11 protein-coding genes are annotated in these 14,055 nt (G+C 64.2%); 8 read left to right on the top strand and 3 right to left on the bottom strand.

Annotated elements, in window-relative coordinates:
- Positions 1 to 4 precede the first annotated feature (4 nt).
- Entirely contained in the window at positions 5 to 1,066 is a 1,062-nt protein-coding gene (gene waaF, locus HB630_RS03670; protein ID WP_213770108.1) for a lipopolysaccharide heptosyltransferase II, read from the bottom strand.
- A gap of 165 nt (positions 1,067 to 1,231) precedes the next feature.
- Here waaF and rfaD point away from each other — a divergent pair, with 165 nt between their 5' ends.
- From rfaD to HB630_RS03695, 5 genes are all read left to right on the top strand, one after another.
- Positions 1,232 to 2,212 (top strand): ADP-glyceromanno-heptose 6-epimerase, encoded by a 981-nt coding sequence (gene rfaD / locus HB630_RS03675; RefSeq protein ID WP_213770109.1) that lies wholly within the window; start codon positions 1,232 to 1,234, stop codon positions 2,210 to 2,212.
- 22 nt (positions 2,213 to 2,234) lie between these two features.
- A complete protein-coding gene (rfaE1, locus tag HB630_RS03680; RefSeq protein ID WP_213770110.1) occupies positions 2,235 to 3,707 on the top strand; it encodes a D-glycero-beta-D-manno-heptose-7-phosphate kinase in 1,473 nt (490 codons plus the stop codon).
- A 32-nt stretch (positions 3,708 to 3,739) separates the two neighbouring features.
- Positions 3,740 to 4,996: an O-antigen ligase family protein gene (locus tag HB630_RS03685; RefSeq protein ID WP_213770730.1), complete on the top strand. Its 1,257-nt coding sequence runs from the start codon at positions 3,740 to 3,742 to the stop codon at positions 4,994 to 4,996.
- Between the two features lie 73 nt (positions 4,997 to 5,069).
- Positions 5,070 to 6,986, top strand: coding sequence for an SDR family NAD(P)-dependent oxidoreductase (locus HB630_RS03690; RefSeq protein ID WP_213770111.1), 1,917 nt, complete (start codon positions 5,070 to 5,072; stop codon positions 6,984 to 6,986).
- 27 nt (positions 6,987 to 7,013) lie between these two features.
- The gene (locus HB630_RS03695) at positions 7,014 to 8,213 is read left to right on the top strand and encodes a glycosyltransferase family 4 protein (RefSeq protein ID WP_213770112.1); all 1,200 of its coding nucleotides are present in this window, start codon (positions 7,014 to 7,016) and stop codon (positions 8,211 to 8,213) included.
- Between the two features lie 7 nt (positions 8,214 to 8,220).
- Here the strand turns inward: HB630_RS03695 and HB630_RS03700 are convergent, their stop codons facing one another.
- Complete coding sequence (locus HB630_RS03700; protein ID WP_213770113.1) at positions 8,221 to 9,237, bottom strand: glycosyltransferase family 4 protein; 1,017 nt, start codon at positions 9,235 to 9,237, stop codon at positions 8,221 to 8,223.
- Between the two features lie 17 nt (positions 9,238 to 9,254).
- Positions 9,255 to 10,214, bottom strand: coding sequence for a lysylphosphatidylglycerol synthase transmembrane domain-containing protein (locus HB630_RS03705; protein WP_213770114.1), 960 nt, complete (start codon positions 10,212 to 10,214; stop codon positions 9,255 to 9,257).
- A gap of 215 nt (positions 10,215 to 10,429) precedes the next feature.
- On the opposite strand from HB630_RS03705, the gene HB630_RS03710 reads away from it, so the two are divergent.
- The 3 genes from HB630_RS03710 to HB630_RS03720 all read left to right on the top strand — a co-directional run bounded on the left by HB630_RS03710 (position 10,430) and on the right by HB630_RS03720 (position 14,048).
- On the top strand, positions 10,430 to 11,419 hold the full coding sequence (locus HB630_RS03710) for an NAD-dependent epimerase (RefSeq protein WP_213770116.1): 990 nt from the start codon (positions 10,430 to 10,432) through the stop codon (positions 11,417 to 11,419).
- A 5-nt stretch (positions 11,420 to 11,424) separates the two neighbouring features.
- Positions 11,425 to 12,837 carry a mannose-1-phosphate guanylyltransferase/mannose-6-phosphate isomerase gene (locus tag HB630_RS03715; protein ID WP_213770117.1) on the top strand — a complete coding sequence of 471 codons (1,413 nt, stop codon included), beginning with the start codon at positions 11,425 to 11,427 and terminating at the stop codon, positions 12,835 to 12,837.
- A 200-nt stretch (positions 12,838 to 13,037) separates the two neighbouring features.
- On the top strand, positions 13,038 to 14,048 hold the full coding sequence (locus HB630_RS03720; RefSeq protein ID WP_213770118.1) for a Gfo/Idh/MocA family oxidoreductase: 1,011 nt from the start codon (positions 13,038 to 13,040) through the stop codon (positions 14,046 to 14,048).
- Positions 14,049 to 14,055 lie beyond the last annotated feature (7 nt).

Raw genomic sequence — 14,055 nt, forward strand, 5'->3', positions numbered from 1 at the left:
TCCATCAGTGAAGTTTGGACTCCGCCAACACCCGCTGCGCGGCAGCAACGACATCGGAAGCCGGAATGTCGCGCATGCAGCGATGGTCGTTCATGGTGCAGACCGGACGGTGGCAGGGCTGGCATGGCACCACGGTCCTGGTCTGGATCGTCTCGGCCAGGCCGTTGAGCGGGGCCCAGTGATAGGGGCTGGTGGGACCGAAAATGCCCATGGTCGGCGTGCCGAGGGCCGCCGCGATATGCATCAACCCGGAATCGTTCGAGATCGCCACGCTCGCCGCCGCCATCGCCAGGATGCCGTTGCGCAGATCGGTGCCGGTGAGATCGCGGACACGCGGCCCGCCTGCGGCCACGATCTCCGCGGCCAATGCTTTTTCGGCGGGGCCGCCGACCACCCAGACATCCAGGCCCTGTTCGGCCAGAAGCCGCGCCGCTTCCGGGTAATAGGTCCAGCGCTTGGATGCGCCGACCGAGCCCGGCGCCAGCGCCACCGCCGGAGCTGCGCCGAGCCCGTTGGCCTGCCGCCAGTGCGCGGTTTGCTCCGGGGGAACCCGAAGCTGCGGCACCGGCCATTCTGGCGGCAAGGGCGTTCCGTCCGGCAGCGCAAGCACCGCATTGGTATCGATGAAACGGGGCAGGGCTTTGTCGCCCCACCGCAACTGATTGATCAGGCCAAAACGGCCTTCGCCGAAAAAGCCTACCCGTTCGGGGATACCGGCCAGCGCCGGCGCAATCGCGGATTTCCAGGTGCGGGGCAGGACCAGCGCGGTGCCGTAATGGTTGGCGCGCAGGCGCTTGGCCAGCCCCCATTGCTTGGCAAGCGCCAGCCGGCCGCGCGGCAGGTCCCAGACGATCCCGGCGCGCACGCCGGGCATGTAATCGACCAGCGGGGTGCATAGCGAGGTCACCAGCAGATCGACCGGCCGGTTCGGCCAGCGCTGTTTCAGCACCCGCACCACGGTATGGCCACGGACGAAATCGCCGATCCACATATAGGGAATGATGAGGATCGGCCGGGTATCTTCCCGTTCCTCCACATTGCCGCCAATAAGTGAATCTTTATTCATAAAAATACTGAATTTGCCACGCTCGCCCGGTCACGCAGGTAGCTGCTCCCGGCAACGAGGTAAAGGCAAGTGGGTGGAAAGCTGTCGTCTTGTCCCCTGACCCACATTGCCTGCCGGCCAGGAGTGGGGCAAAGCTGACACGGCACACTCAAGGCAGGGATTTTCATGTTGCTGGTGACCGGGGGCGCCGGTTTTATCGGATCGAACGTGGTTGCCGCGCTTAATGACGCCGGCCGCGCCGACGTGGCGGTCTGCGACGTGCTCGGCCACGAGGGCAAATGGCGCAATCTTGCCAAGCGCCAACTCGCCGACATCCTGCCGCCGGCCGAATTGATGGCTTGGCTGAACGGCCGCCGGCTCGACGCCGTCGTCCATCTCGGCGCCATTTCCGAGACCACCGCAACCGACGGCGATCTGGTGATCGAGACCAATTTCCGGCTGTCGATGCGGCTGCTCGACTGGTGTACGGCCAACGCCACGCCGTTCATCTATGCCTCCTCGGCGGCGACCTATGGCGACGGCGCGCAGGGGTTTGACGACAACCCGTCGCTGCCGGCGCTGAAAACGTTGCGGCCGATGAACTTGTACGGCTGGAGCAAGCATCTGTTCGACATGGCGGTGGCCGAACGGGCGGCGCGCGGCGAAAAATTGCCGCCGCAATGCGTGGGTTTGAAATTCTTCAACGTGTTCGGGCCCAATGAATACCACAAGGGCCCGATGATGAGCGTGCTGACGCGGCGCTTCGACGACATCAGGGCGGGCCGCGTGGTGCAGCTGTTCAAGTCGCACCGGGACGGCATCGCCGACGGCGACCAGCGGCGCGATTTCATCTACGTCGACGATGTGGTGCGGGTGATGATGTGGCTGCTGGCGACGCCATCGGTCAGCGGCCTGTTCAACGTCGGAACCGGCAAGGCGCGCAGCTTCAGGGATCTGATGCTCGCCGCCTACGCCGCGCTCGGAGCGCCGCCGAATATCGAATATATCGATATGCCCGCGCAGATTCGCGGCAGTTACCAGTATTTCACGCAAAGCGAGGTCGATCGGTTGCTGCGCGCGGGGTACAATGGCGGTTTCACGGCGCTCGAAGATGCGGTGAGCGCTTACGTCCAGGGCTTCCTCGATCGCGACGATCGTTTCCGCTGACCGCAACAGATGACGAGAGCTAATGTTCGATTTTGACGTCCTGTCAAATGCGATCGCCCGCCAGACCGTGCTGTGCGTCGGCGACCTCATGCTCGACGAATTCGTCTATGGCGAGGTGTCGAGGATTTCGCCCGAAGCGCCCGCGCCGGTGATCGCGGTTCAGCGCAGCGAGACCGATGTCGGCGGCGCTGGCAATGTCGCGCGCAACATCGCCTCGCTTGGCGCGCGCTGCATCTTTGTCGGACTGATCGGCGAGGACGATGCCGGCGCCAGGCTCAAGGCGGCGCTGGAGCGGGAAAGCCTGATCGAAAGCATGCTGGTGTGCGATCCCGGCCGGCCGACGACACGCAAGGTGCGCTTTGTTTCCGAGCATTTCTCCACCCACATGCTGCGCGCGGATTGGGAACTGGCGAAGCCTGCCTCGGCCGATATCGAGCAGAAGCTGATCGATGCCGTGCTGCCGCATTTGCCGAATGTCGGCGTCGTGCTGCTGTCCGATTACGCCAAGGGCGTGCTGACGGCGCGCGTCATCCGCAACATCATCGATGCCGCGCGCAAGCTGGGCAAGCCGGTGATCGTGGATCCCAAGAATCCGAATCTGGCGGTCTATCGCGGCGCGACGCTGCTCAAGCCCAACAGCAAGGAATTCAACGAAGCCACGCGCAGCCGTTTCGGCGGCGACAAGGGCATCGCGGAGGCGGCGCAGGAGATCATGCAGCTTGCGGATTGCGACGCCGTGCTGGTGACGCAAAGCGAGCATGGCATGACGCTGGTGCCGCGCCAGGGTGAGCCGATCCACGTCGCCGGCATTCCGGTCAAGGTCCGCGACGTTTCCGGCGCGGGCGACACGGTCGCCGCCGCGCTCGCGGTGACGTTTGCGGCCGGCGCCGATTGGGAGACCGCGCTGCGGATGGCGAACGCGGCGGCCGCGGTCGCCGTCAGCAAGCAGGGCGCGGCGGTGGTGACGCCGACGGAGCTGCGGCGCAAGATACTGCCGCATGCCTTCCTCGCGGCCGAGGAAAAAATCGTCGCCGATGGCCGCGATCTCGATGCGCAGCTGCGGGAATGGCGCAAGCAGGGCCAGAAAATCGGCTTCACCAATGGCTGCTTCGATATCCTGCATCCCGGCCACGTCAAGCTGTTGACGGCGGCACGCGCCGCCTGCGACCGGCTGATCGTGGGCCTGAACTCGGACGCCTCGGTGAGGCGGCTCAAGGGCGAAAGCCGCCCGGTCCAGAACGAGCGCGCGCGCGCCGAGGTGCTGGCGGCACTGGAAGCGGTCGACCTGGTGGCGCTGTTCGAAGAGGACACGCCGATCAATCTGATCACGCGGATCAAGCCGAGCGTGCTGGTGAAGGGCTCGGACTACACCCGCGAGCAGGTGGTGGGCCACGAGGTGGTCGAAGCCCATGGCGGCGAAGTGCGGCTAGTTGATATCCTGCCGGGCTTCAGCACCACCTCGCTGGTGAATCGCGCACGGGGGAACGGGGCGTGAGTGTGGCGGCGGCAACCTCGCCGGCCAGCCGGATGCAGCCGGTCTGGCGCGATCCGCTGGTCTGGGCCACGGCGGCGGACATCGCCGCCGTTCTGCTCGCGCTCTCGTTGCCGTGGTCGACCTCGCTGGTCGCCATCTTCGCGGTGGCCTGGATCGTCGCCGTGGTGCCGACCATCGACCCTGGAGCGTTCGCGGCGCTGCTGAAGCGTCCAATATGTGTCTTTCCGCTGGCGTTGTTCGCGCTGGCCGTGGTCGGAACCCTGTGGTCGGACGCGGCCTGGGGCGCGCGGCTCTACGCCATCAGCCCGACCGCGAAACTCTTGGTGCTGCCGCTGCTGTTTTATCATTACGAACGCTCGGCGCGCGGCACCTGGGTATTCAAGGCGTTCCTGGTCTCTTGCGCGCTCCTGATGGTGATGTCGTGGATCGTGCTGTTCGATCCGGGCCTCACGCTCAAGTCGAAGGCGATCTCCACAATGGAGCCGGGTATCTTCGTCAAGAACTATATCGACCAGAGCCAGGAATTCGCGCTCTGCGCGGTCACGCTCGCCTTTCCGGTGATCACACTGTTCCGCGAAAGGAAAGTCGTGCCGGCGTTGCTGCTCTGCGCGCTGGCGTTGAGTTTCGTCGTCAACATGGCCTTCGTCGTGGTGTCGCGCACGGCGTTGGTGACGATGCCGATCATGCTCGCGGTGTTCGCGCTGATGCATCTGAGATGGCGCAGCATCGTGATTATCTCGTGCTTGGTCGCCGCGTTCGCGGGACTGGCCTGGGTAACGTCGTCGCAATTGCGCAAGACCGTCGGGACATTTTCGCGGGACTATCGGTTATATAAGGAGCAGAACATCCCGACCTCGATGGGCCTGCGGATCGAGTTCTGGGAAAAATCGCTGCGGTTTTTTGCCGAGGCTCCGATCTTGGGGCATGGCACCGGCTCGACGCGTGGGCTGTTCGAACAGGCTGCCGTCGGCCAGACCGGCGCGGCCGCCGAAGTGATTGGCAATCCGCATAATCAAACGCTCAACGTCGCGGTACAATGGGGCACGGTCGGAATTGTCGTGCTGTACGCGATGTGGCTGTTGCATCTCTTGTTGTTCCGCGGCGAGGGGCTGGTGGCCTGGATCGGGTTGATGGTGGTGGTGCAGAATATTTTCACCTCGCTGTTCAACTCTCACATCTTCGATTTTCACGAGGGCTGGATGTATGTCCTCGGGGTGGGCATCGCCGGCGGAACGGTGCTGCAATCGGGCCGGCGCGGCGCGTCACAGAGAAATTCCGGCGCGGCATGACGGCTGGCATGCTCGCGAGAGATGAGTTATCAGCAGGTCATAACCCGCATGTCGTCCGCCACCGGCCAGTGAAATGATGCGTCTTTCAAACCTGACCTCGCGCAACGCGCTGATTGCGTTGCATGATGCGCTGGCGACGGCGATTGCGCTTTTTGCCAGTTTCTATCTGCGTTTCGACGGCGGCGACTATTTCTATGTCCGCGTGCCGCTGTTGCTGCGCATCCTGCCTTATTTCGTCGTGCTCGGTATGGTGGTCTGCTACGTCTTCAACCTGACCACCACGAAATGGCGTTTCATTTCGTTGCCCGATGCACTGAACATCCTGCGCGCTGCCACGGTGCTGGCGCTGGCGCTGCTGGTGCTCGACTACATTCTGGTCGCGCCCAACGTTCACGGCGCGTTTTTCGCCGGCAAGGTCACGATCATTCTGTTCTGGTTCCTCGAAATATCGTTCCTGAGCGCGCTGCGTTTTGCGTACCGGTATTTCCGCTACACCCGTGTCCGCCGCCACGCCCGTACCGATGGCGCCTCGCCGGCCTTGCTGATCGGCCGTGCCGCCGATGCCGAGGTGCTGTTGCGCGGGATCGAGAACGGCGCCGTCACGCGGGTATGGCCGGTGGGCGTATTGTCGCCCTCGGCGGCCGATCGCGGCCAGTCGATCCGCAATATTCCGGTGCTCGGAGGCATCGACGACATCGAGGACGTGATCCGGGATTTCGCCCGGCGTGAAAAGCCGATCACACGCGTGGTGATGACCCCGTCGGCGTTCGAGCCGGAGGCGCATCCTGAATCCGTATTGATGCGGGCGCGCCGGCTCGGGTTGCCCGTCAGCCGCCTGCCGTCGCTGGAGGGCGGCGACGCGCCGCGGCTGACCACGGTCGCGGTCGAGGACCTGTTGCTGCGTTCCAGCGTGGAGATCGACTACGCGCGGCTTGAAACGCTGGTGAAGGGCAGGGCGGTCATCGTCACCGGCGGCGGCGGTTCGATCGGCTCGGAAATCTGCGATCGTGTCGCGACGTTCGGCGCCGCGCGCCTGCTGGTGCTCGAACATTCCGAGCCCGCGCTTTACGCGGTGACCGAAGCGCTGACGGCGCGCGATACCGGCGCTGCCATCGAGGGCCGGATTGCCGATATCCGCGACCGTGAACGCATCATGCGGCTGATGGCGGAGTTCAAGCCGGATATCGTGTTTCACGCCGCTGCGCTGAAGCATGTTCCGATCCTCGAACGCGACTGGAGCGAGGGCGTCAAGACCAACATCTTCGGGTCGGTGAATGTCGCCGACGCGGCGCTCGCGGCGGGCGCCGAGGCAATGGTGATGATTTCGACCGACAAGGCGATCGAGCCGGTCTCGATGCTCGGCCTGACCAAGCGCTTTGCCGAGATGTATTGCCAGGCGCTTGACCACGATCTCGCGGTCAAGGCCGGCAGCGGGCCAAGGATGCGCATCATCTCGGTACGGTTCGGCAATGTGCTGGCGTCGAATGGCTCGGTGGTGCCGAAGTTCAAGGCGCAGATCGAGGCGGGCGGGCCGGTGACGGTGACCCATCCCGAGATGGTCCGGTATTTCATGACCATCCGCGAGGCCTGCGATCTCGTGCTTACCGCCGCGACCCATGCCCTGACGCCGGGGCCGGCGCGCGCCGACGTCTCGGTCTACGTGCTCAACATGGGCCATCCGGTCAAGATCGTCGAACTGGCCGAGCGCATGATCCGCCTGTCCGGCCTGGAGCCCGGTATCGATATCGAGATCGTATTCAGCGGCATGCGGCCCGGAGAGCGGTTGCACGAGATCCTGTTTGCCAATGAGGAACCCGCCGTCGAGATCGGCGTCGCCGGCGTCATGGCGGCCAAACCCAACGAGCCGCCGATGCAGACGATCCGGAAATGGCTCGGCGCGCTTGAGCAGGCTATCGCAAACGACGATCGGGTGACGATCAGGGCCATCCTGAAGGATGCGGTGCCGGAGTTTGGTTCGACGGCGGCGTGATCCGGCGCGGCCATGCCGAAAGCATCGATGCAGCAAACCGAAAAAATCGTCGTCGTCAGCCAGCATTATCCGCCGGATCACAGCACGACCGCGGCCATCATGGCGGCGATCGCGCGTCATCTGACCTCGATTGCGCCGGTCGTGGTGCTGTCGGGAATGCCCGGCTCAGCTTCCGGCGCGGCCGGTTCGGATCAGCCGGCCGTCATCGAAATCAAGAACCGATTGCCGGAGAAAGCCGCCCTGATCCGGCGCGCGACAGCCGAAATGCTTTTCACGCTGCGCACCTTCGTGGCGCTGCTCTTACGCTTGCGCAAGGGCGACGTGGCGCTCACCGTCACCGCGCCCTTCATGCTGCCCTATGCGGTGGCAGCCGCCGCCCGGTTGAAGCGCGCCCGTTCGGTGCTGATCATGCACGATCTGTTTCCGGACGTGCTGGTCATGGCCGGCCTCCTCAAACCATCGTCGATCGTTGCCCGGGCGATCCGCGGCGCCAACGCGCTGATGTTCCGCGCGCTGCACGCGGTCGTCATCATCGGGCGCGATACCGAACCGCTGCTGCTCCGTTACAAGGGGCTGACGCGCGACAAGATCTGCTTCATTCCGAACTGGGCCACGCTGGCGCCGGGCGTGCGTCCGATCGAGCCGGATAATCCGTATCGCCGTCCGATCGCCGCGCGTTTCATTGTCGGCCTGTCCGGCAATCTGGGTTTCACCCATGATCCCGTGGTGGTGTTCGAAGCGGCGCGGCTGTTGCGGGATGATCCGGAAATTCATTTTCTGCTGTCGGGCTGGGGGATCGGCTTCGAGCAGATGAAGCAGATGCAGGCGAGCGCGAAGCTGCCGAACGTAACGCTGGTCGATCGGGTTCCGGAAAAGGATCTTGAGCGATTTCTGTCCGCGGCCAATGCCTGGCTGATCCCTTACCGCAAGGATCTGGCCGGCGTGTCGGTTCCCAGCCGGTTCTACAACCTGCTCGCGATCGGTCGGCCCGTCATTCTGGTTTCCGAGGCTGGCGCCGAGGCGGCGTTGACAGTGACCGAACACGGCCTCGGCTGGGTGGTTCAGCCGGGCGATGCCGCCGAACTCGCGCGCGCGATCCGCCTCGCGGCATCGTCGGACGATGCATCGATCGGCGAGCGCGCGGTTCTAGCCGCGCGGCGGTTCAACTTCTCCGACGCCATGAGCGGTTACGCCGCGCTGATGCGAAAGCTGCTGCGCAGCAATTAAAGCAGCCTCACGCCGCGCGCGGTTGCGAGAACCTGTACATCACGAGCGCCGTCGCGGCGCCTCCGGCGATGAGCAGCAAGATTTCGATCGCAGCCGACGGCGCCATGATTGATCCGATCGCCAGAATCGCGAGCACGATGTTAAGTATGAACACTTCACCGATAACGCGCCATACCGTGTAGCCATTATCGGTCGCGCGCTGATAAAAATGCGAACGGTGCGCCGCCCAGAACGGCTCGCGCCTGGCCATCCGGCGCAGCAAGGTGACGGTGGCGTCGGCCAGATAATACAGCGGCAGCAGCAAGGTGGCGGCGAATTGCTTGTCATAGGCGAGCTGCAACAGACACCAGCCCAGCAACAGGCCGATCGGCAGGCTTCCGACGTCGCCGAGAAAGATCTTCGCGACCGGCCGGTTGAAGGGTGCAAAGCCAAGCATGGCGCCGCACAGCGCCGCGGCTATGAGCGTGGCGGAGACCGGCAATTCGCCGAGCCAGCCGAGCATTACCAGCGCGGCCGTGATCGGCACCACTTCCGCCACCGTCATCCAGTCGAGCCCGTCCATGAAGTTGACGAGATTGACGAACCAGAGTCCCGCCAGCAGCAACAGGGTGCGTTCGAGCCACAGCGGGCAGGCGGCGACGATCCGGACATCGCCGGATGCGGTGAAGACGATTGCGCCGACGGCAATCGCCTGCAGCAACAACCGCGGCGGCACGCCGATCGGTTTGACGTCATCGACGAAGCCGACGATCGCGATGAACAGCGCCGCGGCAAACACCGCAACGGGCAATTTCATGTCTGTCATGCCGGCGTATTCCATGATGGTTCCGGCGACCAGCAGCGTCGCGGCGATCACGGCGATGCCCGCGCCCTGCGGCGTGGGAATACGATGCGACGACCGTGCATTGGGCCGCGCCAGCGCGTGCCGCAGCAGCATCGGCCGGATCGCCCGGGTGATAACGGCCGAAATAACGGCCGCGGCAAGCAGCGCGACGGGCACGAGAAGGGATCCGGAAATGGTCATTCGGTGCGATATGGCCGTTATTCGGGAATCTCGATCGGCTTAGCGCCCTGGGCGGCTTTTTCGGCGCTCAGAATCCAGACCAGCCCGCCGAAGGCGCCGACGATGAAGGATACCGCGCCGAACAGCAGCGACACGTTCACGCCCTCGGTCGTCGCCAGCCCGGCATATCCGAATGCAAGCCCCATCGTGGCCTCGCGCACACCCCAGCCGGCGATCGAGATCGGCAGCATGGTGATCAGCATGACCGGTGGAACGAGCTGGAAGGTCTGGCTAAACATCACCGGCGCGGCGATCGATTTCACCACGCACCAGGCAATGATGACGGTGAGCACGTGAACCAGGATCGACAGCATCGCGATCATCGGCCCGCGCCGCCGGTCGAAAATCACCTGATTGGCGACCACCGAACAGGCATGAAAATGTTGCGTTCCCCACCAGCGTTTCAGCCAGGACCAGGGCAGCCTGCCGAGCACCAGAAATCCGACGCCGGCGGCGAGCGCGGCGAAGTCGACGAACAGCAGCGCCGAGCGGCCGCTCGGGTCGCGGATCAAATGATAGCTCCAGGGTAGGCTCGCGACGATGACGACCGCCAGCGCGATCAAGCCGATGGCGCGATCGACGAAAATGGAATAGGTCGCCGCGCGCCATCCGGCGCCGTCGCGCGCGAGCAGCCAGAGCCGCATGGCGTCGCCGCCGATCGAGGAGGGCAGCGTCTGGTTGAAAAAGGTTCCAATCAGGTTGAAGTGCATCGCCTTGCGCGCGGTGAGCGGCGCGCCGCAATCCGCGCTGACCTCGCGCCAGCGCAGCGCGCCAGCATAGACCTGCAGGAAATTTACGGCGATCGCCAGCCCGATCCAGAGCAGGCTGGTTAGATCGATGCGTGCGGCCAGGTCGGAGAAGTTGACCTTGCGGAGCGCCAAATAAAGCAGCGCCGCGGAAATCAGAATCTTGAGAGCCGAAAATAGAATCTGGCGCATCGTATCCGCGCTTGAGCAGGTCAAAGACGCAACCCGGCGCCGCGCGCCGAACTTCGGCCGCCTTGGTATGGTTTTGGGAGTGATCTGGCAATAGCCGCACAAACGGGTAACGGGTATTGCGGCACCCTTGTTACGGTAGGTAAACAAGCGAGGGACTATGCGGCGAGCCGGGCCAGGGTCTTTGGCATATCCTTGGCCGTATCCTTGGAGACATGATGTCTGATCGGACAATATTGGTCACGGGTACGGCGGGGTTTATCGGCTTTCATGCCGCCCGGCGGCTGCTGGCCGAGGGCCTCCAGGTGGTCGGCCTGGACAATCTCAACGCCTATTACGATCCGGCGCTGAAGCGGGCGCGGCTGGATCTGCTGCAGCAGGAGCCGCGGTTCAGCTTCGTGCAGGCCGATTTGGCTGATCGACCGGCGATCGCCGCGCTGTTTGCGAAACATCGCTTCGGGACGGTGCTGCATCTGGCGGCCCAGGCCGGGGTCCGCTACTCGATCGAGCAGCCCCACGCCTATGTCGATGCCAATCTGGAGGGGTTTGCCAACGTTCTGGAAGGATGCCGGCACCATCAATGCGGTCATCTGCTCTACGCGTCGTCCTCGTCGGTCTATGGCGCCAATACCAAGGTGCCGTTTTCGGTCGACGACAAGACCGACCATCCCGTCAGCTTCTACGCCGCGACCAAGAAGGCCAACGAGTTGATGGCTTATTCCTATAGCCATCTTTACCGCCTTCCGGTCACCGGCATGCGGTTCTTTACCATCTATGGGCCGTGGGGACGGCCCGACATGGCGCTTTTCCTGTTTACCAAAGCCATTCTCGAGGGCGCGCCGATCCGGCTTTTTAACCACGGCAGGATGCGGCGCGATTTTACCTATATCGACGACGTCACCCGCACGATCTTGCGCCTGATCGATCATGTTCCGCCGGATAAGGGCCCCGCAGGCGGTGCGCCGGCGCGGGTTTACAATATCGGCAATAACCACCCGGAAGAGCTTACCCATGTGGTAACAGTTCTGGAGAAGGCGCTGGGCCGCGCGGCGGTCAAGGAGATGTTGCCGATGCAACCCGGAGACGTGCCGGAGACCTTCGCCGATGTCGGGGATTTGATGCGCGATGTCGGCTTTCGTCCCTCGACCTCGATCGAGGATGGCATTCGCGATTTTGTCGCGTGGTATCGCGACCATTACAAGGTTTGATGCCCATGGACCGACGAATTATTCCCCTGATCATGTGCGGCGGCGCCGGAACCCGGCTGTGGCCGGCCTCGCGCGAGGTTCGCCCCAAGCAGTTTCTGCCGCTGTTCGGCACGCGTTCGACCTTCCAGGACACCATCCTGCGGGTGTCGGACACGGCGCTGTTTGAACGCCCGATCGTTATCACCAATGCGGCCTATCGTTTCATGGTGATCGAGCAACTGGCCGAGATCGGATGCGAAGCCGACGTGCTGCTGGAGCCGATGCGGCGCGATTCCGGTCCGGCGATCGCGGCCGGCGCGGTGTTCGCGCAAACCCGCGACAACGACGCGGTCGTTCTGGCGCTCGCGGCCGATCACGTGGTCGGCGATACCGGCGCGTTCGTCGCGGCCTGCCGGCAGGGGCTGGTCGCGGCCGATGCCGGGCGCATCGTCACTTTCGGCGTCCAGCCCGAGCGTGCGGCAACCGAGTACGGCTATATCAGCCCCGGCGAGATCATCACGGGCGAAGTCCGCTCCGTCGTCAAGTTTGTGGAAAAGCCGGATCAGGCCACCGCCGCCGACTACATCAAGTCGGGCTATCTCTGGAACAGCGGCAATTTCATGTTCCGCGCTTCCACCCTGCTCGACGAATACCGTAAGGTCGACGCCGAGAGCGTGCAGGTGGTGAGCGATGCCATCGGCAAGGCCGGGCGCGATCTCGGTTTTATCACGCTCGATCCGGACGCGTTCGGGAAAGCCAAGGCGATCTCGATCGATTACGCGGTGATGGAAAAGACCTCGCGCGCCTCGGTGGTGCCGGTGTCGTGCGGCTGGTCCGACGTCGGTTCCTGGCATGCGGTGTGGGAATTGTCCGACAAGGACGGCCAGGGCAACGCGGCGCAGGGCGCGGCGGTGTTCGAGGATTCCCGGAACTGCAACGTCTCGACCGACAAGGCGCTGGTGGCGCTGGAAGGGGTCGATGATCTCGTGGTCGTCGCCACCCAGGATGCGGTGCTGGTGTCGCGCCAAAAGGACGCCAACGGGTTGAAGCGGCTGGTCGCCAGGGTGAAGGGCGTCGCGCCCGAGGTGACCCAAAGCCATCTCAGGGTGCATCGTCCCTGGGGGTCCTATCAGTCGGTCGATAATGGCGACCGGCATCAGGTCAAGCGCATCACTGTCAAGCCCGGCGAGCGGCTTTCGCTGCAAAAGCATCACCACCGTTCCGAACACTGGATCGTGGTGCGCGGTACGGCCGAGGTGACCGTCAATGAAGCCGTCAAGACCGTGCATGAGAACGAATCGATCTACATCCCGATCGGCGCCGTTCACCGGTTGGCGAATCCCGGCAAGATCCTGCTGGAACTGATCGAGGTTCAGACCGGAAGCTATCTCGGCGAGGACGATATCATCCGCATCGAGGATGATTACCGGCGCGCGTGATCGAACGGGCCGGATCGCCCGCAGCGCCCGGCCTGCCTTCTTCGCGTCGTGGTTGACGCCCCCGGAGCGGATCGCGAATCCGTGTAACTTTTTGACTTAAAACGTGTGTGGGAGGGCAGGAGGATATTCGCCACAATTATGGCGACGTGCTAGGAGAGCACCGGGGCGTTCGTGACAAGGGTATGACCGAGGTTGGTGGGATGAGTTCCAAAGGGTCCGCATCGGATGTGAAAGCCGAGGCGAAAAATTCGCTCCGCGTCGGGGTGGTCGGCGCAGGCGTCATGGGCAGCAATCATGCCCGTGTGCTGGCGGGGCTGCCGGGAACGGTGCTGGCCGGGATCGTCGATCCCTTGCCGGCAAACCGCACCCGCGCCACGGAATTGACGGGGTGCCAGGCCTTCGCAACGCTCGACGAACTGATCGCCGAAGGCGTGGACGCCGTGACCATCGCCGCGCCGACGCATTTGCATCACGAGGTCGCGCTCGCCTGCATGGCGCGCAATATCCACGTGCTGGTCGAAAAGCCGATCGCATCCACCGTCGAGGAGGGGCGGGAGCTTGTCGAGGCAGCCGCGCGCACCGGCGTGACGCTAATGGTGGGGCATGTCGAACGTTTCAACCCGGCGGTGGCCGCCATCAAGCAGGCGATCTCGGGCGAGGACATCCTTTCGATCGGCATCACCCGCGTCGGCCCGTTTCCGCCGCGGATGTCCAATGTCGGCGTCGTGATCGACCTCGCCGTCCACGACATCGACCTGATCCGCTGGTTCACCGAGTCGGATATCGTCGAAGTGCAGCCGCAACTCTCCAGCGCCGTCGCCGAGCGCGAGGACATCGCGCTGTTGCAGTTCCGCACCGCGTCGGGCGTGCTCGCGCACATCAACACCAACTGGCTGACGCCGTTCAAGGCGCGCAACGTCACGGTGGCGACCCGCGGCAAATATGTCATGGGCGATCTTCTCACCCGCCAGGTCACCGAATGTTTCGGCTTCAAGCCGGACGGCAGCTATTCGATGCGGCATCTGCCGGTCGGCCATGACGAGCCGCTGCGCGCCGAACTGATCGCTTTCCTCCACGCCGTCCGCACCGGCGGCACGCCGGCGGTGACCGGCGGCGAAGGCGTCGCCAGCCTCGAAATCGCCACCCGTTGCCTGGAAACCCCTGCGCGACCCGCCGCCGCCCGCAAGGGGCCGCGCGCCATCGCGGGCTAACCACTCT

The organism is Bradyrhizobium sp. dw_78 (assembly GCF_018449525.1).
Lineage (GTDB): Bacteria > Pseudomonadota > Alphaproteobacteria > Rhizobiales > Xanthobacteraceae > Bradyrhizobium.